Consider the following 25,634-nt stretch of genomic DNA (forward strand, 5'->3'; position numbering starts at 1 on the left):
ATCGCCTACGGCTCCAGGATAACAGCACCGAAGAATGCGCTTGATAAGGCGACGAATTAAGCCTTGTGGCTTTCGATGTAAGCGGCGATGGTATCGATGCTCTGGAAGTTTTCCTTCGCGACACCGGTCATGGACACGCCGAAGTTGGAATCCACGAAGGAAATGATTTCGAGGGAATCGACGGAATCGAGACCGATTTCTTCGCCAAAGAGCGGGGTGTCGAACTGGAGAACGTCGCCATCTACGCCGAGATCGGACATAAAGAAGGCCTTGAGCTTGCTTTTCATTTCTTCGTTTGCCATTGTTTCCTCTCTAAAAAAAGATGAATTTTCCGCACAAAGATAGAAAAAAAATGCCTTTTACTTAAAAAATCAAGAAATTTTCGGATAAAAAGCAAAATACATAGATTAAAGGGAAGTCCCCATACGTATGTTTACGACTTATTTTTATGAAACATTGATATAAGTTTGAATAATGCAAAATTTTTTCTACATTTTCGCTCGAAATAATCAAAAAAAGGACAAAATAACCATGTGGGATAAGTCTTATCTCGAGAAACTCAACGAATACAAGGAAAAATCCATTGCGGGCGGCGGAGCCGCACGTGTCGAAAAGCAGCACTCGCAAGGCAAGCTTACCGCCCGCGAACGCCTCGAAATTCTCTTTGACAAGGGCACGTTCCGCGAAATCGGCGCCCTCCGCGTTTCTACGAGCCTCGATTTGCCCGAATCCAAGCGCATTTTTGGCGACGGCGTCGTGACCGGCTACGGCAAGGTGAACGGCAGGACCGTCTACGTGGCATCGCAGGACTTTACCGTTAGCGGCGGCTCCCTCGGCTCTGCCCACGCGAAGAAGATTTGCCAGGCGATGGACCTCGCTCTCGAATCCATGTCCCCGTTCGTGTGCATCAACGACGGCGGTGGCGCCCGCATCGAAGAAGGCGTGAATTCCCTCGACGGCTACAGCGGCATCTTTACCCGCAACACGCTCGCCTCGGGCATCATCCCGCAGATTTCCGTAATCCTCGGACCCTGTGCCGGTGGCGCCTGCTACTCCCCCGCCATTACCGACTTTATCTTCATGACCGAAAAGACGAGCCAGATGTTCATCACGGGCCCGGGCGTCGTGAAGGCCGTGACCGCAGAGACGGTCTCCCCCGAAGGCCTCGGCGGTGCAGGCGTGCACTCCACCAAGTCCGGTGTTTCGCACTTTGTATGTAAGGACGACAAGGAAACCCTCGAAGCCGTGCGCAACCTGCTCAGCTACCTGCCGCAGTCGAACCTCGAGAAGCCTCCCGTCGCCGAAAAGTCGAAGGCCGTCGACAAGTCGAAGGAAATCGAGGAAATCGTCCCCGACAACTTCAAGAAGGGCTACGATGTTCGCGAAGTCATCGCGACTTTCGCCGACAAGGAAAGCTTCCTTGAAATCCAGAAGGACTTCGCCCGCAACGTGGTCATCGGTTTCGCCCGTATGGACGGTAACGTCGTGGGCATCGTCGCGAACCAGCCGAACTTCATCGCGGGTTCGCTCGACGTGGATGCTAGCGACAAGGCAAGCCGTTTCGTGCGCTTCTGCGACTGCTTCAACATTCCTATCCTCACGCTGGAAGACGTTCCGGGCTACATGCCGGGCACCAAGCAGGAACACAACGGCATCATCCGTCACGGCGCAAAGCTCTTGTACGCCTACGCCGAAGCGACCGTGCCGAAGGTGACGCTTATCCTCCGCAAGGCATACGGTGGCGCCTATATCGCCATGAACAGCAAGAACCTGGGTGCCGACTACGTGTTCGCACTCCCGATTGCACAGCTCGCCGTGATGGGCGCTGAAGGTGCCGTCGACATTCTTCATAGGAAGGAAATCGCCGCCTCCGCCACCCCGCAGGAAACGCGCAAGCAGCTCATTGCCGAATACGAGGCGAAGTACCTCAACCCGTATATCGCCGCGAAGAACGGCTACATCGACGAGGTGATTTCGCCCGCGAACGTGCGCGACCGCCTGGCCACCGCCTTCGACTACCTCAAGAACAAGAAGAAGGCAAGGCTCTGGAGGAAGCACGGGAACATCCCGCTGTAGATTCTATCGCGTGGCCATGCCACGCTCCAGAATGACAGCAAGATAGTCGCTCCTGAATGACAAATAGCCCCGCGAAAGCGGGGCCTTTTTTTTGCAAATAGAGCAATGCTTATATGCAAATGGAGCGATGCGCCACCTTGCTCTTAAGGACTTGTCTAGCCCTGCGACGTTTCCGCGAACTTGAGGTTCTCGTAGTTCTTCATCGCGAGGTTCAGGCGGTACTCGTTCGGGAAAAGGCACACGAGGTTTCGTTCCTTGTCCATCATGCAGTCCATCGCGTATTCCTCGGCAAACTTGCCCATGTCCTTCTCGGGGCCAGACACCCAGCGGATTCCGTGGGCAGGAACACGGTCCAGCGAAACATCGGCGCCGTATTCGCTCTGCAGGCGGAACTTGAGCACGTCGAACTGCAACTCGCCCACCACGCCAATCACCGGAATTGCCGACTTGAGCGGCTCGTACAGCTGCGTTGCGCCTTCTTCGCTAAGTTCGGCAAGGCCCTTCGCCATCTGCTTACTCTTAAGCGGGTTCAGAAGCGTCACGCGGGCAAAGTGTTCCGGAGCGAAGTCAGGAATGCCCGTGAAGTTCATCTTCTCGCCGTCAGTCAGCGTATCGCCGATGCGGAAAAGTCCCGGGTCATTGATACCCACGATGTCGCCCGCCCAGGCGTGGTCAATGACTTCCTTGTCCTTCGCAAGGAACGCCGTCGGGGCGGCCAGGCGAATTTCACGACCCGTACGCACATGGAAAACCTTCTCGCCACGGGTAAAGCTGCCCGAGCAGATGCGCAGGAAGGCCGTGCGGTCTCGGTGCTTAGGGTCCATGTTGGCCTGAATCTTGAACACGAACGCGCTGAAGTCGTTTTCGTCGGGATTCACCGGACGCTTGTCGGTCTCGCGCACCATCGGAGGCGGCGCAAGCTTGGCAAATGCGTTCAAGAGCTGACGCACGCCAAAGTTGTTCACCGCAGAACCGAAGAACACGGGGCACATCTCCCCCTTCAGGAATTTCTCGTGGTCGAACGGGTCCATGCCGCCCGTAACCATCTCGTATTCTTCCTTGAACTGTTCCACCCAGTTCTCGCCGCACATTTCCACGAGGCGCGGGTCATCCGGGCCTTCCATTTGGATGATTTCCTGGCGGCCTTCTTCCTTGTTGAAGGTATGGAACGTATTCTCGGCGATGGAATATACACCCTTGAAAAGTTTGCCCACGCCAATCGGGAGCGTAAACGGGGCAGTCTTGATGTGGAGCACGTTTTCAATCTGGTCGAGCAGGTCGAGCACATGGCGGCCATCGAGGTCCATCTTGTTGATGAACGTGATAATCGGGGTGTGGCGCATGCGGCACACGTCCATGAGCTTTATAGTCTGCTTTTCCACGCCGTTCACGCTATCGATAAGCACGAGGGCAGCATCCACGGCAGTCAGGGCGCGGTAGGTATCTTCACAGAAGTCCTGGTGCCCCGGGGTATCGACGAGGTTGAACATGCAACCTTCGAACGGGAAATTCAAAACGGAAGAGGAAACCGAAATACCGCGCTGCTGTTCAATCTTCATCCAGTCACTCACGGTATAACTGCGGTTCGCCTTCGCGCGCACGTGGCCCGCCTCGCGGATGACGTTCCCGTACCACAGGAACTTCTCGGTGATGGTGGTCTTACCCGCGTCGGGGTGGCTAACGATGGCGAAAGTGCGGCGTTTCTCGATTTCTGCGTTCATAAAGAATCTCGTTTTTTACGCCGCCAAAGATAGAAAAAATGTGAAGTGTGAAGTGTGAAGTGTGAAATTAATCATCACACATTACACACCCCACATTACTCATCCGTGAGCCACAAGCTCCATGCGTTAAGCTGGAGCGGTGGCGAGAGCACGGGCAAACCGGAGGTTTCAATACCCGAACTTAGCCCGTGCGGTCACCTGTGAGCCACAAGCTCCATGCGTTAAGCTGGAGCGGTGGCGAGAGCGAGTGAGAAACCGGAGGTTTTATCACCCGAAACGACGAACGAGCGGTCACCTGTGAGCCACAAGCTCCATGCGTTAAGCTGGAGCGGTGGCGAGAGCGAGTGAGAAACCGGAGGTTTTATCACCCGAAACGACGAACGAGCGGTCACAAATCTTTGTGCCGGTGCATGGCGCGGATGTTTTTCGGGAGCACTTCCTTGTGCCAGCGAATCCACTCGTCATAATAAATATACTGACGTTCGCGCTGCCTAAAAATTCTTCCGTGAACCACGCGACGCCCGTTCTTTTCTTCCACCGGGATAACAATATGCAGGCATTCGTGATAGACAACTCCCGCCACTGCATACAACGGGCAGTTCGCCGCATCGTAGCCCCTGCTGATGCTTATCAGGTGGAACTCCTCGCCCGTTATCGGGTCCTTGCGCAGGGAATGGAAACTTAAGCCCCCCACGCGGTTGCTCCAGGTAATGCGACACTTGAGCTGCTCGTCGAAATACGTATGGTTTATCGCTTCTAGAACCTGATTGAGGTTGAAGTAACGCCCCCTGGGGTTAATGGGCGGGAGCCTTCCCGTACTTTCGAGCGGAGCCTTCCCCTTGTCTACAAGCACCTGGTCCACCGCTTCCCAGAAGCGCGTCACCAAATCCTTGATAATAGCCTTGTTCTTCTGCGTCTTGCGGCGAATCGCATGCTCTGCCCATTCGGCGGCAAGCTCGCGCGCATCGGCAAACTCGGGCGCCTCCATGTACGAAGGGAGCAATACCTCGGGGTGGCCGAACAGGAAGTTCGCCTTGCACCGGATGCTCCTTTTCAAACGTGAATTGTACTTGAAGTGCACGAGCCCGTTCGCAGAGCACTTCGACTTGCGGATAGGCGGCGCAGGAGCGATATCCGGAGCGGGAGCCCCGAACAAGTCCATCTGCCCGAACAGGTCGAGCTGTCCGTTCTCGTCTATCACCCGAGCACTCCTTCATACGCATTCAAGGACAGGAGCCCCCCGAAATAGCTTTCCGGGAGTTCCAGCCCCGCATAGTGTTCCGAGAGGTCCACCAGCGACTGTTCGATGTTGTCGGGCAAGTAGACGATGTAGCTTTCGTTCCTTTCCGTCTGCAAGTGTTCCGGAGTGCAATAGCACGGGTCCGTCTGGCTAAAGTACATGCGGCACGAAACCGGGCGCGAAGCATACACGCCGCAGTCGCCCTTCCTGTCCGAAAACGGGCACGGGCGCCACTGTTCAAAATAATCGTGCAGGGCGTGGTCTTCCGCATCGTCCTCGGAACCAATCGTTTCAAGCCGGTTTTCAAACAAACTATTAAACAGGTCGGAACGGGACTGGCACATTTCCATTACAGAAATAAAGTCTTCGCGTTCGCGCAGTTCCGTGTAGAGCGAAATCAGTTCAAACGGTTCTACCGACATGGGGTAATGATGGCAGCAGTTGCCGCACGCGGGCCTGCACTGGATAGGCTTTTCCTGTTGCGGGAGAACCGCCTTCAGGTAAAGGTCGTAGGCCCTGTGGTACTCCCCTGCAAACGAGATAATGTTCGGCAGTTCGTCTTTTAAGTTGTCTGGACCGATGGCGTACGTCCGGCCAAATTTTGCAGCGACCTTGTCGAGACGGTCGATTTCTGAGCCCAAAAGGGAGCCCATCCGCATCTCGGCGATCTTGTAGGAGCGCGTGGGTAAATAGTCTCTGCAAAGTTCCATTGAGCACAAATATATCTACTATGAGCCCTTTTTGGCAATTTTTTACCGAAAAAAGCGAATTTACTACCAAAAAAAGCCACCCCAAGGCACCCCCGCGTTTTTTTTAGAACAAAGAAAGTTATTTTTTGCTTATTGAATTCCCTAGGGAACCGATCTATGAAACGTATTAAAAAACTTTGTCTGTACGCGGCCATCGCACTCTCGACAGGGATTGTTGGCTGCAACCTGTTCAATCCGACTGAATCGGCGAACATCGACTCGACCGACACGGATGCACTGACCTACGAAGGCTACATCCACTTCCGCAATGCGGAGTACACCCTCGCCAGGGAATACTTCGAACGCACGCTTGCCGTGGACTCCACCATCTCCGAGGCGTGGTACGGACTTGCAAAGAGCGTCCTGAACCAGCAGAAGCTGAACGTGTTCGAAATGCTCAAGTACGCAAACAGCAAGGACGGTCAAAGTGCGTTTATGACCATGGACGATTCCACCGCCAACCACTACAAGTCCGGTATCGATTCCGTGATGAAGGTCCTTATCCCGTTTATCGAGAGGGATACCACGGGCCGTACCGACGGCAAGGTGACGTTCAAGACCATCTCGGCCAGTTACACGGTTCTCCACCTCACCAAGGCCGCCCTCTTGCTCAGGAGCAACGCTCAGGACCTGACCAAGCTGTTCAGTGTTTCCGGAACGTCAATCAACGTGGACTGGGCCTCCCTGAAGGATGTCGGCGAGAAGTCTGTTGAACTGTTCGAGACCCTCGGCGACATCGGCGGCGCCATCAAGGCCGACCCGACCATCGCGACCGAGGTCATCCGCTCTTACGTACCCGAGGCGGCCCTCCTCAGCGACAGCGGCCTTACCGTCGCTACCGAGGCAATGGCCAGCTACATGGTCACGGCAAGCGAAGCCGTTACGAGCAACGAAGACGCCATTCTCGCTTACACGAGCATCGGCGACATGATTGACAGTGACGGCGACGGCTGCATCGACGAAGAAATTACGGACGGCTTCGACAACGACGGCGACGGCCTGGTTGACGAAGACATGCGCACGAACAAGGCTCTCGTTTACGAAACGAACTTCTTGCACCACAAGCCCGGCCAGGTGGCATCCATCAAGACCGGCGAAGGCTACGAATACGTGGATATCGACGGGAACGGCACCCCCAACGACGATGCCGAAAGGACGTTCTTCAACCCGAACTCCAACGACCGCGACGCCGCTGGCGACCATAGGATAGCCGCATTCGTCACCGGGTTTACCTGGAGCGCAACGGGCGAACAGCTCAAGAACGCCATGGACCTCGCCGCAAAGGATACCGACGTGAGCAACATCCAGTATCCTCTCCAGTGGCGCAAGGAAAACATCGGCGGATGCTGGAACAATTATACGGAGGAGGCCTTCCTCAAGTGGTTTGAAGGGAGGAACAAGTAATGAAACGAGTTATTGCAGCACTTCTTTCCCTCGGACTGGGAGCGGCGGTCTTTGCCGCAAAAGCACCGACCCACCATTCGCTCCGCGGCGAATCCATGGGTAACGCCCACGTGGCAGTGGTCGACGACAAGGAAGCCATCTATTATAACTACGCAGGCTTGAGCCAGATTAACCGCCTCGGTAACTACGACAAGCGCCCCGAACAGGGCTACTACCCGCGCAACTTCCTCGGTGATGCCCGCTTGAACATCGGCGGCGCGGGCCCGTTCGAAACCTACTTCTCCACCTACAACGTGGCGAAGGACCTCCAGAAGCTCTACCAGAACGTGAGCGATGCAGCAGCGGAAACCGGCATAGCCCAGAACACGCTCCTCATGGACACGCTCTCTAGCCACCCCGAGCTCATCCACAAGATTAACTCCTACGACCACAAGTACCTCACCATGAAGGTCAAGTTCGACGCGGAACTCGCCATCCACGGGTTCGGCGGTGCAGTCTGGGTCGACGGTAGTGTTGCCCCGTACCTGGACGGCGGCCTTATCCTCCCCTTCCTCGGCGTTGACACGTTCTACGTGGACGGCGTGGTGCAGGGCGGTTTCGCCTACGGGTTTACAGACAAGTTCTCCGCCGGTATCGGCGCGAAGGCTGCAAAGCGCCACAAGGTGGAAGTCATTACGATTGACATTCTCAACTACGGCTCCCTGCAGGACACCCTCGAGGACCGCTACGACGACGCAACCCACAACATCTTTGACTTCAGCTCGATTTCCTTCGGTCTCGATTTCGGCGTGCTCTACCAGCTGACACGTGAATTCCGCGTGGGTGCATCGCTGCGCGACGTGTACTTCAAGGAACTCGCCGGCGACAAGATTACCCCGAACCTGAGCGTGGGCTTCAACTACAGCCCGAGATTCTTCAACAAGAACACTGCCTATGCCCGCAAGTTCAACTTCGCCTGCGACTTCGTAGATGCGATAAACGCCGACAAGAACTACAAGGCGCTATCACACCTGAACTTCGGCCTGGAAGTGGAACAGACGCTCCTTGCCTGGCCCGGCTACAACAACGAGCTCCGCGCACTGAGCCTGCGACTTGCCGGCGGTTTCAAGGGCGGTTACCCTTCTGCGGGCGTGAGCCTCGAACTGTTGCGCGTCGTGACCCTCGAATTCGCGACCTGGGCAGAGGAACTCGGTTACTACACCGGCCAGGACGAAGAACGTATCTACATGGGCCAGATCAGCCTCGGATTCTAACCCCCGAGCTACATCGTGAGAGTGCTTAGGTCAATACGTATTGCGCTATTGCTTGCCGCAAGCGTTTTTGCCGACGACCTGATAATGGCGCCGCTATTTACCCCGCAGGCACTAATCGCAAAGCAAATCGCTCCGGGAACATCGAAGATTTTCTCCATCTCGAGCACGTTCGGCGGTTGCGATTCCTGCAACGTGAGCGGTAGGACCGTGCAGAATACAGACCCGCCGGTACTTGTCGACGACGACATTTCGGGCAGTTCGTATTTTCGCATGGATATAACGCCCGTGAGTTACACGTGGCCCTCGACGGCAAATCCCGAAGGGGCGGAAAACTGGTCCGGGCATACCTTCGGGGGCGGGTTTTTCCTGAACTTCCACTATGCCCTCCCCATCGAAGCGGGCGTTGCGCCTTCTGTTGTACAATGGTTTGGCCCCATCTACGTGGGCGCGTCTTACGAACTTTCCTTCGGGCGCTACTACGGCAAGGATAGCGACGGCGATACCGACTTCGACAAGACAAGGCACCTGTTTACCGGAGCCGCCAATTTCGGTGCGGGTTCGATGACGTTCATGAAATTCCACGGGCTCGGATTCGGCCTACACGGCGGCCTGCGACAGTTCCACATCGTGAGTGCGGGTTGTTCCGACTCCGAATCAGACGTTGTCGGAGCACCCGAATGCACCGCCGATGGCAAGCAGTACCACATCCAGGACTGGGTGTTCTATTACGGGATTGACTTTATCGGGTACACGAGCCTCCCCCTGCTGAAGGAGACAAACAGCAAGGGACACGCGGCATACTCCTTCACAATCGAGTCGGGCATTCGCACCGATGACCAACGCCTGATGTACTGGTCACTGCAATGGAGCATTATGCTATGATGTACCGACTGCTCACATTGCTTGCCGTAGTCTCGCTCCTTTCGGGTTGCAGTTCCATAATGCGTCCGCCTCCGGCCGCAGCCTTCATGGACACCTACAAGAGCGAAAAGTCGCTCAACATGGTTGGCGCATCGGGCTATGGCGGCGATATGCAGAACCGGAAAGAAGATATCGACAGCTACCACCAGATTAGCGAAGAGGAATGGTGGGTCGACGGGCATTTCGCGCGATTCCTCAACGGAGGCTATTTTACGCTCGGGCTCGGCATGCAGAGCTTGACCGCCTTCATGCAAGGAGGTTTCGTTTCTCCCTACTTCGGGTTTAACGCGTGGAGCAACATGAATGCGCTGTTCATCCCGATGATAAAGGACGAAGACCGCGGATTCTGGAGCCACTATTCCGGCGGCGCGATGACTATCGAGCAGATTCCCGTAACGCAGAAATGGGCCTTCGGCCTTACGCAGCATGTATCGCGCAACGGCCGCGAAGTCTACCGCGTTTCCGATGACGAAGGGGAAGGGTTCCTTTTTGACAAGCCCCGTCCCAAGTTCTACAAGGAAATGGGCGCAGGTCTCTACGGGCGATACAAGGGCGAAAAAGCAGCATTCTCGCTCGAATTCCGCTACGGCCGCGACATTGATAACGACAACAACCGCTTTGCGCTCACCCTGAGTGTCTGGGGCTTCAGCAAGCCGTTCTTCTCGCCTCACGACTACATGAGAACGCAAGCCGAAGCGTATAACGAAAAGAGCGAAGGCATAAAGATTGGTTCTGTTTCCGATACCGTCGTCTACAATGTGAAGACAATGGATTCCGTCTACAAGTCACCTTCAAGACTCATGCACAAGATACCCAACCGCTGGTTCAGTGTCCTGGATACCTCGAAGGTCATCTCCAAGGTTTACCCGCTTTCGCCCATTGAACACAGCATTTATTCTAACGGGATATGCTACGACGAATACGAACGTGAAGTTTGGCTCAGAAAAGACACAGACAACACCATTTTCGCAACCCCGATAGACAACATCGATTACTGCGAAGAGGCCGTGTTGAAATTCCCGTGGTCAACCGTGATTTTCGAAGGCCTGCTGTTTGGCGGGGCGTCCGGCTTGCTGCTCCACAGTTTCGACGCGTTCCTTATCGGCGACCTCGTCGGCTCTACCGCATTCTGGGCTATTTTCAAGGCGGCAGACGTGAAGGTTCCGAAAAATCTCAAGGGTATATGCAAGTTGCAGCATTCCCCCGAAGAACTGGAAGAGTGGCTAAAGCAATACCCCTGCTACGATTCAGACGTCAACGAATTCTAGGGCATTTCCCCAAACGACTTGAACAGCAAAAGGAAAATCCCCCGCGTCGGCGAGGGATTTCTTGTGTTTAAGGGTTCTCGAGTACTTTGTCTTGTCGCGGACAACCCTTGTCCGTAACGTGGCTCCGTTCTGGGAGCCGTCTATGCGTAGCGCTCGCATTCTTGCGCTTTCTGTTGCGGCATCGGCAACCTTGCCCGCCGCTTTCGCTCTGTTTTTAGCCATAGGGGCCTCCTTAAGGGGCAAATATAAATTATTATCTTTAGACAGTAAAGGGTTCAAGGTTTCCTTTGAAAGATTCCATTACAGATAGTATTCGCCGTCATGGTTTCAAGCGCCTGCTGATTGCAGTTTCGGGCGGTCTGGATTCCATTTGCCTCGCGCATTATTTCATTTGCAATAAAGAGGCGTTGGGCATTGAATGGCTGGGGATTGCACATGTGCATCACGGGCTGCGCGAAGGAACGGCGGACCGCGATGCCGCTTTTGTGGAGGCTTTCGCGCGCAAGTATAACGTTCCATTTTTCTTGAAACGATTGGATGGCGAGGTGCTCAAGGCCGCCGAAGGTTCGCTCGAAGAGAATGCGAGAGATGCCAGGTACAAGGCACTGGTGGAAGTATTCAACGAGACAGAAGATCCCCGCCTGCGCGGGGATGACAATAAGGACGTCATCGTAACCGCGCACCATGCAGGCGACCAGGCGGAAACGATGTACATGCGGCTCAAGCGCGGAACGACACTTGCGGGACTCCGGGGAATTCAATCGCTGCGGGCGTTAGACTCTATTGGACACACTTGCGCTTCGCGCTGCGGTGTGACGCAACAGGCCTCACTTCTCATCATCCATCATCCATCATCAATCATCCATCATCAATCAAAATTCATCTACCGTCCTTTCCTGAACGTGACGCGCAAGGAACTGCTCGCCTACGCCCGCGAAAACAACCTCACCTGGTGCGAGGACGAGAGCAATACCGACGTGAAATTTGCCCGCAACAAGGTACGGCACGAACTGTTGCCCCAGCTGGAACGGGAATGCCCCGGCGCGGCAGAACAACTCTGCCGGATTGCGGAAATTGCAGACCGGGCATACGCTAAGGTCATTGCCAAGGGCGAGGCAGTTTTCGACTCGGTCTTGGTTAAGCAAGATCCTTCGACTCCGCTACGCTTCGCTCAGGATGACACTCCCGCACTCACCCTGGACAAGAAAAAACTCAACAAAATCTTGCGGGAACATGCCAACGCCGACCTTTCGGAGATGTTCCGCCTGTGGCTCGCCGAGCAGGGTTTCCGCTTCCCCATCGGGTTCTTCTACGGCCCGAAAGAGCCCGCTCACGTCAAAATCCCGCACCGGGCCGCCTACCGCAAGCGTTCCATCGCCAAAATCGGCCATACCATCAAGATTTGCGAGTTTTGCACCCCCGAAGAAGCCCAGAAATTTGTATCTTGCGAGTGAATATATAAAGGATTATAATGAGCCAAATCAAGAAGCCCGCCTCCCCGTTCAAGAATCGGAACTTTATCATTGTTCTTATTATGCTTGTCATGCTGTTCGTAATGTTCCCGCTTACCGGGCAGGACAAGGAACAGAACCTGACACGCACCGAATTTTTGGCCATGATGGGAGATTCCACCAAGGTCATTACCGAACTTTCGCTCCAGAAGACCCCCGACGGCATCATCATCGAGGGAGCCTACAAGCTTACCCCCGAAGAAATTGCTGAAGCCGCCAAGAACAAGAGCCCCATCGCGCGCTTTACGCGTTCCGACAATGCAGGCGACACCCGCCACTTCACAAGCCACATGCTCGAAATCTCTAACGAGCAGATTACAGCATGGGAAATGTTCAAGGGCGTGAAGGTGAAGGTCATCCACGAATCGACTACGTGGATAGACACCATCATGGCATTCCTCCCGGTCATTATCCTCATTGCGTTCTTCTGGATAATGACGAGCCGCCAAATGGGCGGTGGCGGCAAGAACCCGTTCAGCTTTGGCAAGAGCCAGGCAAAGATTATCGGTAACGACCCGAAGAAGAAGACCACGTTCAACGACGTGGCGGGTTGCGACGAGGCCAAGCAGGACTTGCAGGAACTCGTGGAGTTCCTGAAGGACCCGAAAAAATACGATGCGCTCGGTGGACGAATCCCGAAGGGGGCACTTCTCGTCGGGCCTCCGGGTACCGGCAAGACGCTCCTCGCACGCGCTGTCGCCGGCGAAGCGGGAGTGCCGTTCTTCAGCATGTCGGGTTCGGACTTCGTGGAAATGTTCGTGGGCGTGGGCGCAAGCCGCGTGCGCGACCTGTTCGAGACCGGCAAGAAGAACGCTCCGTGTATATTGTTTATTGACGAAATCGATGCAGTGGGTCGCCAGCGTGGCGCAGGTCTCGGTGGCGGGCACGATGAACGCGAACAGACTCTGAACCAGCTTCTCGTGGAGATGGACGGCTTCGCTGCAAACGAAGGCGTCATCTTGATTGCGGCAACAAACCGCCCCGACGTGCTCGACAAGGCGCTGCTCCGTCCGGGACGCTTCGACCGCCAGATCGTGGTGGGACTCCCCGACCTGAAGGGTCGCGAAGAAATCCTGAAGGGGCATTTGAAAAAGCGCAAGGTCCCGCTCGACAAGGATGTGGACGTGAGTGCCATCGCGAAGGGAACACCTGGCCTCGCCGGTGCCGACCTCGAGAACCTCGTGAACGAAGCGGCCCTCCTGGCCGCACGGTTCAACAACAAGAAGGTAACGATGCTCGACTTCGAGGAAGCACGCGACAAGCTCAGCATGGGTGCCGAGCGCCGCACGCTCCTGATGACCGACGAAGAGAAGCGCCACACCGCCTACCACGAAGCGGGCCACGCCCTCATGACGCTCCTGTGCAAGCACAGCGACCCGCTCCACAAGATTACGATTATCCCGCGCGGCCGCGCTCTCGGCGTCACGATGAGCCTCCCGGAACGCGACCAGGTGAGCTACAGCCGCGAGTACGCCGAAGAACGCATCATGATTATGATGTCGGGCCGCCTTGCAGAACTCATATTCTTCAACCACCAGAGCACGGGTGCAAGCAACGACATCCAGCGCGCCACCGAACTTGCACGCAAGATGGTCACAGAATGGGGCTTCGACGACGAAATCGGGCCGGTATGCTACAGCCGCACCGACGGCGAAGTGTTCCTGGGCCGCGAAATAAGCAAACCGAAGGAAATGTCCGAGATGATGGCCGAGAAGATCGACAACGCGGTCAACAGCCTCATCAAGCGTCTGGATGCAGCCGCACGCAAGCTCATCGAAGAACACAAGGACAAGCTCGTGGACCTCGCCGAAGCGCTGTTCGAGTTCGAAGTTCTCGACCGCGAAGAAATCGACAAGGTCATGGCGGGCGAAAAGCTCACCGGTACCAAGAAGAGCCGCCAGTACCAGGCTCTCGAAGAGATGGCCGAAAAGAAGAAGCGCGAAGAGACTCCCCCGCCCGACCCGGGCAAGCAGCCGCCGGTAGCCCCGGTCGCCGATGCGCCCGTTGCTGAAATCAAGCCCGCCCCCGCTGGCGGTGGTTCGGCAGGCTCACCAACCGTTACGCCGTCAGTGAGCGACGGCGAAGCACATTCAACTACAGTCGAACCGCACGAACAGGAAAACTCGTATATGCTGAAGCCTGTCCTGGAACAAAGTCGCGCCCTCCCCTGGAAAGTCGGGAACAAGGTAATCCCCTGTTCTACACCTCTCGTGATGGGAATCGTGAACGTGACTCCGGACAGTTTCTTTGACGGCGGCAAGCACAACTCGCCCGAGGCGGCATACGAACATGCGGTATCGCTCCTGCAGCAGGGCGCGGACATTCTCGATATCGGCGGGGAAAGCAGCAGGCCCGGTAGCGCCCCCGTAAGCGAGCAGGAAGAAATGGACCGCGTCTGCCCCGTAGTGGAGGCGCTCGCCCAGCTCGCAAACATTTCGGGCGACCTGGAGAATCCGGGTTTCCGCGAGTTCTACATCTCGGTCGATACCGTAAAGTCACGTGTCGCGCGCGAATGTATGAAACTCGGAGCGCACATCATAAACGACATCAGCGCCTGCGCGATGGACCCCGAAATGGCGGGAGTCGTCGCAAGTACCGGCGCAAGCGTGGTACTCAACCACATGCGCGGGACCTTCGGGAACATGCAGCAGGATTTCAAGCCCTATGCGAACGTGGTCGCAGAGGTGCGCGAAGAACTGGTATCGCGCGCGGAAGCCCTCATCAAGGCGGGCGTCGAGAAGTCCAAAATCTGCATCGACCCCGGCATCGGATTCGGGAAGACAGCACAGGACAATATCGACCTGATGAAATCTACCGAGGAATTCCTCGCGGAAGGCTACCCCATCCTTGTGGGCACATCCCGAAAGTCCTATATCGGGAAGATTGCGGGCCTCGAAAAGAGCGACAGGCTCATCCCCACCATCACCGCGGGCATTATCGCTGTCCTCGGGGGTGCATCCGTACTCCGCGTTCACGACGTGCGGGAGACAAAAGAATCTATACTTTACCTGGAGGCGCTGAAGACCCATGGTACTGTTTAAACTTTTTGACGTCATCGACGTGAGAATGGCCGATATCCTGGATGTCCTCCTGATTTCCATTCTCCTTTACTACGTGTTCCTGCTGTTCCGCGGTACACGCGCCGTGCAGATGATCGTGGGCGGCCTTTTGCTGATTGTCGCCTGGCTCATCGCGCAGTGGTGGGAACTGCGGAGCATCTCGTGGATTCTCAGTAACCTTACCGGAATCGGCATCATCGCGCTCGTGATTCTTTTCCAGCCCGAAATCCGAAGCGCCCTTACCCGCATAGGCCAGACCATAAGCCGCGCGGACATACGGCAACTGTTCTTCCATTCCAGCGGTCTCGACGAAGTTACCGAATCCATTACGTCTGCAGTGCAGGACCTCGCCAAGAATCATGTGGGTGCGCTCATCGTGCTCGAAAAGCGCGTGGGCCTGCGCAACTACGAAGAAACCGGTGAAATCCTGAACGCCCGAATCAGTTCACGCCTGCTGAGGGCCCTGTTCTTCCCAAATTCCGCCCTCCACGACGGCGCAGTGCTCCTGAACAGCCACAGCATCGTCGCCGCAGGCTGCATTCTCCCCATGCCCACGGGTAACGCCGAAGGCGATGCGGGCTACGGCATGCGTCACCGCGCCGCAAAGGCACTCGCCGCAGAATGCGATGCCATGGTGATTGTCGTTTCCGAAGAGACGGGCGGCATTTCCATCGCCTACCGCAACAGCCTGCGCCGCAAGCTTTCCATCAAGGAACTTGAAGCCGAAATCAAGCGCCACTGGGCAGAACTCTTCCGCGAACAGGTCGTTGTACCGGAGAAGGTCGACGTAGAAGACAACTAGCAATAAACTTTTTTAGAACTACGGCAATATGAACGAGAACAACGAAAATACGCAAGAAAGCAAAAACGCGAGCAAGAGAAAGAAGAAGAACATCGCCGTACTGGTCATCATGTTCCTTCTGCTCGTCTGCCTTTTCATTGTGCAGTGCCAGCTTGACAAGATCAAGCAGGAAGCACAGCAGAAGGCTCAGGAAACAGAACTGGAAGCGCGCCAGAAGCATATTCTCGATAGCCTTCGCAGGCTCGAGCAGGCAAAGGCCGACAGTCTCGCGAATGCAGAAGCCGCACGCATCGCCGACAGTTTACGCCTTGCAGACAGTGCTAGAGTCGCAGATTCCATGCGCGTCGCCGATTCGCTCGCCTCGCTCAAGCCCGAAATAAACAAGGATAGCCTGCGCCACGTGCGTGACAGCATCAAGCACGTGCGCGACAGCGTCGCAGCCGCCGACAAGGCCCGCAACGATTCGCTCGCGGCAGTCGCCGACAGCCTCGCAAAAGTTGAGAAGGCCCGCCTCGATTCTCTCGAAAAGAAACGCGTGCAGGACAGCATCCGCGCCGCAGACCAGGCTCCGCCCTCCGCCGAAATCGTACCGCCGAGCGGCCGCTACTACGACCCCATCAAGCTGAAGGTCAAGTGCGACGAAATCAAGTGCAAAACGTTCCTTTCTATCGGTGACACGCTGAACCCCGTAGAGGCGGGCAAGGCCGTGGAATACAACAAGACGGGTAGCGTGTTCTACTTTGCGGAAGATTCCGTCGGGAACCGCACCAGGTGGGAAGAAGCAAAATACGACATGGCATCGGACAACATCTGCGGCAAGAACGCCTACCCCGTGCCCGTTGGCGGGAAGACCGTTTGCGTGGACGCCTACGAATACCCGAACGAAGCCGACGCCACTCCGCGCGACATGGTGAGCCAGGAACAGGCGGAAGAACTCTGCAAGCAGGCAGGCAAGCACCTCTGCAGCATCGACGAATGGCAGGCAGCATGCCGCGGCAAGGACAAGACACGCTTCTCGTACGGTGACGGCTACAAGCAGAACAAGTGCAACACGAACACCAAGGCCATGAAACGCAGTGGGCGCAAGGAACAGTGCCGCAGCTGGTTCGGCATGTACGACATGAACGGAAACCTTTGGGAATGGACCTCGACCAAGAGCAAGGACCACCCGAACATGTTCCTCGTGGCAGGCGGTGCCTGGAACACGAACAACGAAAGCAAGTGCACCGACAGCAAGTTCAGCTTCTATCCGCAGAACCAGTACCCGAGTGTCGGCTTTAGGTGCTGCAAGTAGGCGGCTGCGCCGCAGTGTGAAGTGTGTAATGTGTAATGTGTATTTTTCTCGTAGAGGATAACTCTACTAAGGTGCTAAAGCATCAAGTATCGTTTAAGTCATTTCTCATTCCACATCCCACATTCCACACTATTCTAAAAGTTCTACATGCAGGTGTTCGGCTTCTCCCTTTTCCCACAGCACGCGGAAGCGGTACCCCAGACGCAACTGGACCATTTCAACCAGCTCGCGGCGCTTGTTCATCGGCAGGTTAACTATCCGAAAATCTAGCGCGGCATTCATGTAGTGCTTCGAGTTCTTCGCATGGTACGGGTAGTCGTTCCCGCTCGTAATCACAGGCACGTAATCATCGCCCATCACCTTATGGAAGCAATGCACCACCTCAATTCCGGCGCTATCCATCGCAGGGAGCAGGCTTTCAAGATACACGCCCTCCTTCTGGCGGGTTCTCTTAAGCAAAAGCAGGTGCACACCCTGCTGGTTGAACGGCTTGTTTTTCGCCTTCAGGCTGCGCAGGTATTCTTCTGCATCAAAAACGATTTCCTCGTGCTTGATTTCGACATGCGGAACAGGCTTTATTTTCGATTTCAAAAAGAAATAACCGCCCACCACAGCCGCAATGGCAAGAATGGGCGCAATTAAATACAAATGTTTAACAAAAAATTGCATTTTTCCGCACACAAAAATACTATTTTAATGGCATGAAAAAGATTCTCGCCCTCATTACCGTTTCCATTCTCCCCCTGATGTTCACCGCCTGTGGCCTAAAGTCCGATACTGGATCCTATATCGGCTACTGGCAGAGCGATGCGAACACCATCTTTGAAGTGCTTACCGAAAACGGCGAAGACTACATTATCCGCAACATCTACGGCGACCTCACCGCAAAGGTCGTGGATGGTGCTCTCCGCGGCAAGAACAACGTTGATATGGACTACTCCATGACGGTAAAGGGCGATTCCGCATACTACCTGTTCGCGGACATCACTACCGGCTACAAGCGCATCACTAAAGAAGAATACGACAAGATCTTCGCGACGCTCTCCAAGCCCGCAATCCAGTAATTCCGGATTACCCGCAAAAAGTTTAAAGCCGCTGTAAAGCGGCTTTTTTCATTTGCAGTTTTTTTATTGTTTGTTGTTTATTGCTTATCGTTTATCGCGCGCGGCCTACTTGCCGCTCATCGTCTCGACAACAATCTGTTCGAGCGCCTTCGCATTGGGCACGCCACTCCACACGCCCTTGATGTAGCCCTCGCTATCGAGCAGCATGAGCGTCGGTACGGCGCGAATCCCGTAACGCATCCACATTTCTTTCTTTGCGTCGCGGTAGAGCGGGTACGGCGAGCGGTGCTGCCTCTCGTAGAAGGCGTTGAGCGTCGGGAGCGCTTCGTCTGCAATGCCGATGACTTCCAGCCCCTGGTTGCCGAGCTTGTTGTAGAGGTTCTCGAGAATCGGGAGCGTCTGCCTGCAGGGGCCGCACCATGTGGCCCAGAAATCGAGCAATGTCGCCTTCGGTTTATCTTTCCGCCTGTCGGCATTCTGGTAGAAGTTCTTGCCGAATTCCGCCATCTTGCTCCCGATGGCAGAACCCGTGAGGCTGCTGATGTCATCGGGACGGTCGGTGAGCTTTACCTTGAGGTTTTTCTTCTTGCCGTCGCGCAGGATTTCGACCGCAACGGTAGCGCCCGTCTTGGAACCGGAAATGACGGAGGTTATCTGCGACATGTCGGCAAGCGGCTTACCCGCAAAGCCGATAACCTTGTCACCCGCGACAATGCCCGCGGCCATACAGCCCGAACCGGGATGCACGCCCTTCACGTCGAGTGCCAGGTGGTTCTCGAATTCAGTCTTCTTGAAAATAAGCCCGAGCCACGGACCCGCAAACGAGGGAACCGTAGCAAATACAATCAGCAACAGTGCAGATAAACTAAATCGCATAGTCTAACCTCTAAAAGAACAGTACGGAAAATTTCAGGTAAAGGAAGAACCTTACCGGTTCCACAATCGGCAAGTGTTCGTTTTCCTTCTCGACAGGCTCGCCTATCACGTAGCTGCCAAAGAATTCAAGCCTCCCTGCAATCGAGCCCTTTTCAAAAAAGAGAATGTCACGGCCATACCCGAACGACACCACCGGCGAAAAATGCGAGCCGTCCTCGTGATCGAGGTAGAAGCCCGATACCGCAAACTTGAGAAAGTCGTCGTGACCGGAGCGCATGAGCGAGCCCAGAAAATACCAGTGCCAGTCAATGCCCGCCTCCAGGAATTCGGCAGCAAACGGAACCGTCCCGAAAACTCCGAGAGAATGATTCTTGTGCAGCCTGTATTCGGCATCGACACCCACCGAGCCATCGAATGTCTTGAGGTAGTAGTCGAGCGACGCTCCCCCACCAAACAGGAACGAGGGCAGCGGGCGTTCATCCTTCTTTGCACGGTCCTCTATGGGTAGCCCCATAAAGTCATCGGCCAGGCACACGCCCGCGACAAACAGAACCACCAGCAAAGTAAGAGAACGGAGCATCATCCAGACAAACTAAACAGAGCGGACCATCGGCTTCTTGGGATTACGGTCATCGTATTCGCCAAGCGACTTGTAGCCGTCATTCAGCAAGGCATCGTAAAGTTCGTTGCGCATGGCATGTGCGGCCATCCAGCGGAAGGCCACCACGGAGTAGCACTGCACCGCGTCGACACCGAGCTTGATGAGGTCGTAAATCTTGTAGCCGTGGTCAATGCCGCCGCACGCAATAACGCTCATCTGCGGGTAATGCTCGCGGATGTACTTCACGTTCCAAACCATGTTATCGAACAGGGGCCTGCCCGACATACCGCCGCAGTCACCATCGGCACGGAGCGGGGTCAAGTCCTCGTACTTCGCGTTCATCGGGAGTTCGCTCATCTTCGCCGTCGGGTAGGTATTGCCAACGACCACACCGTTCACGCCGGTCCGGACAAGCATATCCATGATGGAAATCAGGTGACGTTCCGAAAGGTCGGGGCTAAGCTTCGCGTACACCGCCTTCCTGAGCGTCTGGGAATTCCGCACGTTCATGATTTCGGTAAAGATGCGTTCCGAGAAACTCATGTCCAAGTCGACGCGCGACTCGCCCGTATTGGGGCAACTCACGTTAATCTCGATGTAGTCCGCCGCACGGTAGGCAATCGAGAAACTCTCGACGATATCCTTCAGTTTTTCTTCAGGGTCCGAAAGGCCCGGAGTCTCCGCAACGGAAATGCCCACGCAGAGTCCGGCCTTGTGCGCCTTCACGAGCTGAGAATCTACGCGGCGCGCGATAACCTCGACACCCTCGTTGTTGAGCCCCATACTGTTGTGGATAGCGCGGTCTTCTTCCAAAAAGCCAATGCGCGGCCTGTGGGTGTTGCCCTCGCGGAAATGGCGCGTCGCCGTTCCCACGGTAATGCCGCCAAAGCCCACGTTCGCATAGTCGCGGATGCGTTCTGCCGTCTTGTTCGCACCGGCGGCCAGGATGATGGGGCACCCGAGGTAAAGCGAATTGCTGCGGTCCGAAAACGTAATTACACGACGGAGCGGCTTCGAAAGATCTGGGCGGCCGCCCATGAAGGGAATAAACGGAGCAAAACGTGCGACGTGCTTGAACGAGTCGTGCCTGAACTCCGGAGACTTGTGGAAAATCTTACGGATAAGCGCAAGAACCTTGTCGCTAAAACGCAAATAATATTCGTGGTTGATGCAATCATTCGCCATATTATTTAAATTACAAAAAAAAGAGGTAACAAAAGTGCTTTTGAACGTAGAAAAGACTACTCATGCAAATTTCGACGGCTATATCGAGGCCCTCAAGCGCCTTGTGCGCATTCCATCCATCAGTTTTGACAACTTTGACCAAAAATTCGTGCAACAGAGCGCAGAAGCCGTAAAGGCGATGTTCGAGGAGGCGGGGCTCAAGAATGTGCAGCTCTTGCTGCCGCCAAGCGGGAGGGCGACCGTATATGCGGAGAGCCTCACGAGCCCCGACAAACCCACGATTCTGCTCTACGCGCACCACGACGTGCAACCCACCATGCGCGAGGCCCTGTGGAACAGCGCTCCGTTCGAACCCGAGATTCGCGGCGACCGCATCTACGGGCGCGGCACCGCCGACGACAAGGCGGGCATAATCACGCACCTTGCTGCATTCAAGCAAGCCCGCGAACTGCTCGGCGACAAGGGACCGAACCTCAAGTTTATCATCGAGGGCGAAGAGGAATCCGGAAGCGCGGGCTTCGCAGAAATATTGCGCGAGCACGCGAAACTCCTGAAGTGCGACGCGGTGATTGTGGCCGACCTCGGGAACTTCGCGAAGGGGACACCCTCCATCACAACGACACTCCGCGGGATGAGCGCCGTGAACATCACCCTCCGCAGCACCAAGACGCCGCTCCATTCCGGCAGCTGGTCGGGCCCGATTCCCGACCCCGCGCAGGCACTCTGCCGCATGATAGCATCGCTGACCGACGAGCACGGGAACATCGCCATCCCGAATTTTGAGGATGGCCTCGTACCGCCTACGCCCGAAGAACTGGAATCGTACCGCAGTCTCGGCTACAGCGAAAAGACGTTCCGCAGCGAGAGCGGCGTTTTGAACAAAGTAAGTCTCACCGTCCCCGAAGGGGAAATTCTCGAATCGCTCTGGCGCAGGCCTTCCATCGTGGTGACCGCGATGGAGTCGGGCAACCGATCGAGCGCGGGTAACGTGCTCCAGGACTGCGCCTACGCCCGCATCGGAATCAGGCTTGCGCCCGGCATGAACGCGGACCGCTGTTCACAAATGCTCGTGGACTTTTTGAAGGCTCAGGTCCCGAACGGGCTCGAATTTACCGCCGAAATCGAGGACGGAGCAAACCCGTTCGTCACCGACACGCAGCACCCCTTCTTCAGGAAGATGAGCGAAGCAATGGCGCAAGCCTACAAGAACGATACCAAGTTCATCGGCTGCGGGGCAAGCATCCCGGGTGCAGAACTCTTCCGCAAGACCTTCGGCGACATTCCCATACTGCTCACCGGCCTCGAGGACCCCGAATGTGCGGCCCACGGCGAGAACGAGAGCCTCTACCTGCCCGATTTCGAGGCAGGCATTGTCGCCGAGACGCTGTTCTTTATGTCGCTCGCATAGGGCGACCCCATTTTTTAGAATTTGCTATATTGAAAAACATGGAAAAGAAACTGGTTGTACTGACGGGCGCAGGAATTAGCGCAGAATCCGGACTCCGCACCTTCCGCGGAAACGACGGGATGTGGGAACACGAAAACATCGAGGACGTATGCACGCCCGGTGCACTCAGGCGTGACCCGAAGCGCGTCATGGACTTCTACAACTTCTTGCGCAAGGGGCTCCCCGAACACAAGCCGAACGCAGCCCACATTGCACTCGCCGAACTCGAAAAGCGCCTGGGCGACCGTTTTCTGCTGGTGACCCAGAACGTAGACGACCTTCACGAACGTGCGGGCAGCAAGCGCGTTTTGCACATGCACGGCGACCTGATGAAACTCCGCTGCATGAACCACCCCGACCACGAATTCATGTTCAAGGGTGAAGAAACGCTCGAGACCAAGTGCCCGTTCTGCGGCGCAGGTACTCGCCCCGATATCGTGTTCTTCGAGGAAGTCCCGCTCTACATGGAAATGATCCAGGACGCGCTGCGTGAATGCGACGAGTTCGTGTACATCGGCACGAGCAGCGTCGTGTACCCCGCCGCCGGTTTCAAGAACTTTGCCAAGCGCTTTGGCGCGAAAGTGACATGCCTTAACCTCGAAATTCCCGCACACGACCCGGATACCGACGTATTTGTGCAGGGCAAGGCGACCGAAATCGTACCCAAGTGGTGCGAAGAGTTTAAGTAAGACGCGCAACCAACGCGCGATAAAATTAGTTTATATAAAATGCCGCGACTTAGCGAATCCGAAGCTTTAGACCTGTTTTTAAACGCACCGCTCGACGAACTCTGCGCACGCGCAAACACCGAGAAGGAACGCCTGCACGGGAAATCCGTGTACTGGGTGAACAACCGCCAGATCAACTACACCAACGTGTGCGTTCTGCACTGCAAGTTCTGCGCCTTCTCAAAAATCAAGAAGGATAGCCCCACCGCATACGACTGGGACTACGGCACCATACGCAACAAGGCCGCAGAGGCGATTGCCGGAGGCGCGCGGGAACTGCACATCGTAGGCGGGCTCCACCCGGACCACCCCTTCGATTACTACATCGAGATGTTGCGCAAACTGCGCGTTGAATTCCCGAAAGTGAACCTGAAGGCTTTTACCGCGGTAGAGATTTGCCACTTCGCGAAAATCTCGGGCCAGACGCCCCTGCAGATCATGACCACGCTCAAGGAAGCGGGCCTGGACGCCCTCCCCGGCGGAGGCGCTGAAATCTTGGTGCAGAGCGTGCGCGACCAGATTTGCCCCGGCAAGGAAACCGGCGAGGAATGGCTCGACGTGCACCGCGCCGCACACAGGATTGGCATCCCGACAAATGCGACCATGCTGTTCGGACACATCGAGAAGCCCGAGGACCGCATCGCCCACATGCGCATGCTGCGCGACCTGCAGGACGAAGCACCCGGATTCTTCGCGTTCATCCCGCTCGTGTACCACCCGGAGCACAACGCGCTGCACAAGATTGTCCCGAACATCACGAGCGAAGAGGATATCCTGCGCACGGTCGCAGTCGCCCGCCTCTTTTTGGACAACTTCCCGCATATCAAGGCCTACTGGATACAGATGGGCATCGAGACCGCGATGAAAGCGCTCCACGCCGGAGCATCCGACCTGGACGGCACGATTATCGAGGAAAAGATTACGCACGCCGCCGGAGCCACCGTGCCCGTGGGCATGAGCCCCGAGCGCATGAAGTCGCTTATTGCAGGCGAAGGCCTCATCCCAGTCGAGCGCGACGCACTATATGAACGATTCTCTTGACGAGAATTGTTCCCTCCATACCCCTTTAAGGGTACTTTATCGGGAATATTGCACATAGCCCACCCACTTCTCCCAAATATTCATATATTGGGAGTATGATGCCGTATAAACGAATCTTATCGACACTCCTGCTGTTCGCAACGTTTGCATTTTCCCAAGGCATCGGTCCCGAGCAAGTCGATTACAACAAGGTGAAAGTAAACCCTGCCGAGATGCAGAGCGAGCTGAACACGCGTGCAGACCTGCTGCAGGCCCTAAAGACGGGCAACACGACCAAGGTCGACAGCGCCCTTCTCGTGTTGTCGTATGAAAAGGTTCCAGAATCGGCGATAGACAGTCTGGAAATTCTCCAGGTAAACCTGATACGGGGGCGTTACGACCTGGCTGTCCCGCAATTCGCGAATATGCTCATGAAAGAGCGTAAAAAAGTCCGTTACTCCTTCGCCAACGATTCCCTATACCATTATCTAAGAAACGAGAGCCGCTTTGCAGCCGAATATACGGACCGTCCTGCGGAGCGCGACCTAGAAGAACGTCATTTGAAATTGAAGGGGTACATGACCGAAGCGGCACAGGCAAACATAAAGCAGGAATACAAGGATCTTGCATCCATTTTTGTGGATTTGCACCCTTATTTTATTTTGTACGATAAGGGATACTGGATTTATCTTGGCTCCATATTTGAGGACATCAGCCCTGACAGCATGGCAAACATTATCAGTATTCGATCAGAAGAACATGTTGATTTCCATAACGACATTGATACGCTTGCCGCCACAATGATGCTTATAAGAATGGAAACCTTTTGCGAGAACTATCCGGAATCGGAGTATTCGGAGTGGCTGAAGAGAGTTTCCAGGAATATTGAGGATTCTCTAAAGAGATATAAAGAATTCAGAGCCTATTATAAGGATAAATTTTATACAGGCGGCCTGGGGTTTGAGCTATTTATAGGGAACTCTTCGACTTTTGTAGTGGGCGTTCCCATACAGATTTCCAGGTTCATTCTCACTCCATCTTATATAAATGGAGAATCCTCCATAACAATAAAAGAGGACCAAGCAAAAGTACGCAATGATTTTGACGAGTTTTTCGTTACGGCAGGAATTGACGTATACGAAAACAAGTGGCTAAAAATTCAGCCTTTTGCCGGTGGATGGGATTTCTTTACAGCCGGTTTACAAGCGGATTTCCGTTTTTGGATGTCAAAAACGCCCGGCGAATTTCATGGTGCAGAATACATGACCCTTAAATTCCGGTACATGGGAATCTATCATGACACCAAGACCGCAACAAGTGACGAAACTGAAGAAGTTGAATGGACCGAAGAAAAGGAATGGGACCACCGGTTCTTCGTGGGCATAGGCGTCCATTTCTGGTAAAAGCATAACTCA

23 protein-coding genes and 1 pseudogene are annotated in these 25,634 nt (G+C 55.3%); 15 read left to right on the plus strand and 9 right to left on the minus strand.

The window, feature by feature from the left end; all coding sequences use genetic code 11:
• Positions 1–56: 56 nt before the first annotated feature.
• Positions 57–302: an acyl carrier protein gene (locus tag BUB22_RS05815; protein WP_072810935.1), complete on the minus strand. Its 246-nt coding sequence runs from the start codon at positions 300–302 to the stop codon at positions 57–59.
• A gap of 229 nt (positions 303–531) precedes the next feature.
• Between BUB22_RS05815 and BUB22_RS05820 the strand changes: the two genes are divergently transcribed.
• Positions 532–2,076: an acyl-CoA carboxylase subunit beta gene (locus tag BUB22_RS05820; protein WP_072810937.1), complete on the plus strand. Its 1,545-nt coding sequence runs from the start codon at positions 532–534 to the stop codon at positions 2,074–2,076.
• Positions 2,077–2,231: 155 nt separating this feature from the next.
• Here BUB22_RS05820 and BUB22_RS05825 read toward each other — a convergent pair whose 3' ends face one another.
• From BUB22_RS05825 to BUB22_RS05835, 3 genes are all read right to left on the minus strand, one after another.
• Positions 2,232–3,797 (minus strand): peptide chain release factor 3, encoded by a 1,566-nt coding sequence (locus tag BUB22_RS05825; RefSeq protein WP_073114319.1) that lies wholly within the window; start codon positions 3,795–3,797, stop codon positions 2,232–2,234.
• A 388-nt stretch (positions 3,798–4,185) separates the two neighbouring features.
• A complete protein-coding gene (locus BUB22_RS05830) occupies positions 4,186–4,998 on the minus strand; it encodes a hypothetical protein (RefSeq protein ID WP_254794655.1) in 813 nt (270 codons plus the stop codon).
• Positions 4,995–5,747, minus strand: coding sequence for a YkgJ family cysteine cluster protein (locus BUB22_RS05835; RefSeq protein ID WP_072810941.1), 753 nt, complete (start codon positions 5,745–5,747; stop codon positions 4,995–4,997). The genes BUB22_RS05830 and BUB22_RS05835 overlap by 4 nt, the downstream gene beginning before the upstream one ends.
• A 156-nt stretch (positions 5,748–5,903) precedes the next feature.
• Here BUB22_RS05835 and BUB22_RS05840 point away from each other — a divergent pair, with 156 nt between their 5' ends.
• Genes BUB22_RS05840 through BUB22_RS05855 form a run of 4 tightly spaced genes read left to right on the plus strand, consistent with a single transcriptional unit; the run spans position 5,904 to position 10,632 of the window.
• Complete coding sequence (locus BUB22_RS05840) at positions 5,904–7,190, plus strand: tetratricopeptide repeat protein (protein ID WP_073114320.1); 1,287 nt, start codon at positions 5,904–5,906, stop codon at positions 7,188–7,190.
• Positions 7,190–8,443: a hypothetical protein gene (locus tag BUB22_RS05845; protein WP_073114321.1), complete on the plus strand. Its 1,254-nt coding sequence runs from the start codon at positions 7,190–7,192 to the stop codon at positions 8,441–8,443. The genes BUB22_RS05840 and BUB22_RS05845 overlap by 1 nt, the downstream gene beginning before the upstream one ends.
• 21 nt (positions 8,444–8,464) lie before the next feature.
• Entirely contained in the window at positions 8,465–9,325 is an 861-nt protein-coding gene (locus tag BUB22_RS05850; RefSeq protein ID WP_139258762.1) for a hypothetical protein, read from the plus strand.
• On the plus strand, positions 9,322–10,632 hold the full coding sequence (locus BUB22_RS05855) for a hypothetical protein (RefSeq protein ID WP_073114323.1): 1,311 nt from the start codon (positions 9,322–9,324) through the stop codon (positions 10,630–10,632). Before BUB22_RS05850 ends, BUB22_RS05855 begins: the two co-directional genes overlap by 4 nt.
• Here BUB22_RS05855 and BUB22_RS05860 read toward each other — a convergent pair.
• The gene (locus BUB22_RS05860; RefSeq protein ID WP_139258764.1) at positions 10,612–10,854 is read right to left on the minus strand and encodes a hypothetical protein; all 243 of its coding nucleotides are present in this window, start codon (positions 10,852–10,854) and stop codon (positions 10,612–10,614) included. The two genes, BUB22_RS05855 and BUB22_RS05860, sit on opposite strands and share 21 nt — an antisense overlap.
• A gap of 65 nt (positions 10,855–10,919) precedes the next feature.
• Here BUB22_RS05860 and tilS point away from each other — a divergent pair, with 65 nt between their 5' ends.
• The 5 genes and pseudogenes from tilS to BUB22_RS05885 all read left to right on the plus strand — a co-directional run bounded on the left by tilS (position 10,920) and on the right by BUB22_RS05885 (position 17,298).
• Entirely contained in the window at positions 10,920–12,086 is a 1,167-nt protein-coding gene (tilS, locus tag BUB22_RS05865) for a tRNA lysidine(34) synthetase TilS (RefSeq protein WP_073114325.1), read from the plus strand.
• 17 nt (positions 12,087–12,103) lie between these two features.
• Positions 12,104–14,227 (plus strand): annotated as a pseudogene (ftsH, locus tag BUB22_RS17225) (ATP-dependent zinc metalloprotease FtsH); the annotation flags it as partial.
• A 129-nt stretch (positions 14,228–14,356) separates the two neighbouring features.
• Positions 14,357–15,184 (plus strand): dihydropteroate synthase, encoded by an 828-nt coding sequence (folP, locus tag BUB22_RS17295; protein ID WP_254794658.1) that lies wholly within the window; start codon positions 14,357–14,359, stop codon positions 15,182–15,184.
• Positions 15,171–16,004, plus strand: coding sequence for a diadenylate cyclase CdaA (gene cdaA / locus BUB22_RS05880; RefSeq protein ID WP_072810962.1), 834 nt, complete (start codon positions 15,171–15,173; stop codon positions 16,002–16,004). Before folP ends, cdaA begins: the two co-directional genes overlap by 14 nt.
• Before the next feature lie 28 nt (positions 16,005–16,032).
• Positions 16,033–17,298: a formylglycine-generating enzyme family protein gene (locus BUB22_RS05885; RefSeq protein WP_073114326.1), complete on the plus strand. Its 1,266-nt coding sequence runs from the start codon at positions 16,033–16,035 to the stop codon at positions 17,296–17,298.
• Between the two features lie 129 nt (positions 17,299–17,427).
• Here BUB22_RS05885 and BUB22_RS05890 read toward each other — a convergent pair whose 3' ends face one another.
• On the minus strand, positions 17,428–17,946 hold the full coding sequence (locus BUB22_RS05890) for a hypothetical protein (RefSeq protein ID WP_073114327.1): 519 nt from the start codon (positions 17,944–17,946) through the stop codon (positions 17,428–17,430).
• A 53-nt stretch (positions 17,947–17,999) separates the two neighbouring features.
• On the opposite strand from BUB22_RS05890, the gene BUB22_RS05895 reads away from it, so the two are divergent.
• On the plus strand, positions 18,000–18,362 hold the full coding sequence (locus BUB22_RS05895) for a hypothetical protein (RefSeq protein ID WP_073114328.1): 363 nt from the start codon (positions 18,000–18,002) through the stop codon (positions 18,360–18,362).
• A gap of 105 nt (positions 18,363–18,467) precedes the next feature.
• Here the strand turns inward: BUB22_RS05895 and BUB22_RS05900 are convergent, their stop codons facing one another.
• From BUB22_RS05900 to BUB22_RS05910, 3 genes are read right to left on the minus strand one after another with little or no spacing between them, the layout of a single operon-like run.
• A complete protein-coding gene (locus BUB22_RS05900; protein WP_073114329.1) occupies positions 18,468–19,238 on the minus strand; it encodes a TlpA disulfide reductase family protein in 771 nt (256 codons plus the stop codon).
• A 10-nt stretch (positions 19,239–19,248) separates the two neighbouring features.
• Positions 19,249–19,821, minus strand: a complete 573-nt coding sequence (locus BUB22_RS05905) for a hypothetical protein (protein ID WP_073114330.1) — start codon at positions 19,819–19,821, stop codon at positions 19,249–19,251.
• 9 nt (positions 19,822–19,830) lie between these two features.
• Positions 19,831–21,024: a beta/alpha barrel domain-containing protein gene (locus BUB22_RS05910; protein WP_073114331.1), complete on the minus strand. Its 1,194-nt coding sequence runs from the start codon at positions 21,022–21,024 to the stop codon at positions 19,831–19,833.
• A gap of 34 nt (positions 21,025–21,058) precedes the next feature.
• Between BUB22_RS05910 and BUB22_RS05915 the strand changes: the two genes are divergently transcribed.
• The 4 genes from BUB22_RS05915 (at position 21,059) to BUB22_RS05930 (ending at position 25,622) form a co-directional block, all read left to right on the plus strand.
• Positions 21,059–22,432: a M20/M25/M40 family metallo-hydrolase gene (locus BUB22_RS05915; protein WP_073114332.1), complete on the plus strand. Its 1,374-nt coding sequence runs from the start codon at positions 21,059–21,061 to the stop codon at positions 22,430–22,432.
• 38 nt (positions 22,433–22,470) lie between these two features.
• Positions 22,471–23,160 (plus strand): SIR2 family NAD-dependent protein deacylase, encoded by a 690-nt coding sequence (locus BUB22_RS05920; RefSeq protein ID WP_072810985.1) that lies wholly within the window; start codon positions 22,471–22,473, stop codon positions 23,158–23,160.
• Between the two features lie 39 nt (positions 23,161–23,199).
• Positions 23,200–24,240 carry an aminofutalosine synthase MqnE gene (gene mqnE, locus BUB22_RS05925; protein WP_073114333.1) on the plus strand — a complete coding sequence of 347 codons (1,041 nt, stop codon included), beginning with the start codon at positions 23,200–23,202 and terminating at the stop codon, positions 24,238–24,240.
• Between the two features lie 95 nt (positions 24,241–24,335).
• A complete protein-coding gene (locus tag BUB22_RS05930) occupies positions 24,336–25,622 on the plus strand; it encodes a hypothetical protein (protein ID WP_073114334.1) in 1,287 nt (428 codons plus the stop codon).
• The last annotated feature ends 12 nt before the right edge of the window (positions 25,623–25,634 follow it).

This window comes from Fibrobacter sp. UWCM (assembly GCF_900129735.1).
Taxonomy (GTDB): domain Bacteria; phylum Fibrobacterota; class Fibrobacteria; order Fibrobacterales; family Fibrobacteraceae; genus Fibrobacter.

Bases quoted from the DNA above. Each gene is read 5' to 3' on its own strand.
- BUB22_RS05815 (WP_072810935.1), bottom strand. From the start codon at position 302: ATGGCAAACGAAGAAATGAAAAGCAAGCTCAAGGCCTTCTTTATGTCC.
- BUB22_RS05820 (WP_072810937.1), top strand. From the start codon at position 532: ATGTGGGATAAGTCTTATCTCGAGAAACTCAACGAATACAAGGAAAAA.
- BUB22_RS05825 (WP_073114319.1), bottom strand. From the start codon at position 3,797: ATGAACGCAGAAATCGAGAAACGCCGCACTTTCGCCATCGTTAGCCAC.
- BUB22_RS05835 (WP_072810941.1), bottom strand. From the start codon at position 5,747: ATGGAACTTTGCAGAGACTATTTACCCACGCGCTCCTACAAGATCGCC.
- BUB22_RS05840 (WP_073114320.1), top strand. From the start codon at position 5,904: ATGAAACGTATTAAAAAACTTTGTCTGTACGCGGCCATCGCACTCTCG.
- BUB22_RS05845 (WP_073114321.1), top strand. From the start codon at position 7,190: ATGAAACGAGTTATTGCAGCACTTCTTTCCCTCGGACTGGGAGCGGCG.
- BUB22_RS05855 (WP_073114323.1), top strand. From the start codon at position 9,322: ATGATGTACCGACTGCTCACATTGCTTGCCGTAGTCTCGCTCCTTTCG.
- BUB22_RS05860 (WP_139258764.1), bottom strand. From the start codon at position 10,854: ATGGCTAAAAACAGAGCGAAAGCGGCGGGCAAGGTTGCCGATGCCGCA.
- folP (WP_254794658.1), top strand. From the start codon at position 14,357: ATGGGAATCGTGAACGTGACTCCGGACAGTTTCTTTGACGGCGGCAAG.
- cdaA (WP_072810962.1), top strand. From the start codon at position 15,171: ATGGTACTGTTTAAACTTTTTGACGTCATCGACGTGAGAATGGCCGAT.
- BUB22_RS05885 (WP_073114326.1), top strand. From the start codon at position 16,033: ATGAACGAGAACAACGAAAATACGCAAGAAAGCAAAAACGCGAGCAAG.
- BUB22_RS05895 (WP_073114328.1), top strand. From the start codon at position 18,000: ATGAAAAAGATTCTCGCCCTCATTACCGTTTCCATTCTCCCCCTGATG.
- BUB22_RS05900 (WP_073114329.1), bottom strand. From the start codon at position 19,238: ATGCGATTTAGTTTATCTGCACTGTTGCTGATTGTATTTGCTACGGTT.
- BUB22_RS05905 (WP_073114330.1), bottom strand. From the start codon at position 19,821: ATGATGCTCCGTTCTCTTACTTTGCTGGTGGTTCTGTTTGTCGCGGGC.
- BUB22_RS05910 (WP_073114331.1), bottom strand. From the start codon at position 21,024: ATGGCGAATGATTGCATCAACCACGAATATTATTTGCGTTTTAGCGAC.
- BUB22_RS05920 (WP_072810985.1), top strand. From the start codon at position 22,471: ATGGAAAAGAAACTGGTTGTACTGACGGGCGCAGGAATTAGCGCAGAA.
- mqnE (WP_073114333.1), top strand. From the start codon at position 23,200: ATGCCGCGACTTAGCGAATCCGAAGCTTTAGACCTGTTTTTAAACGCA.
- BUB22_RS05930 (WP_073114334.1), top strand. From the start codon at position 24,336: ATGATGCCGTATAAACGAATCTTATCGACACTCCTGCTGTTCGCAACG.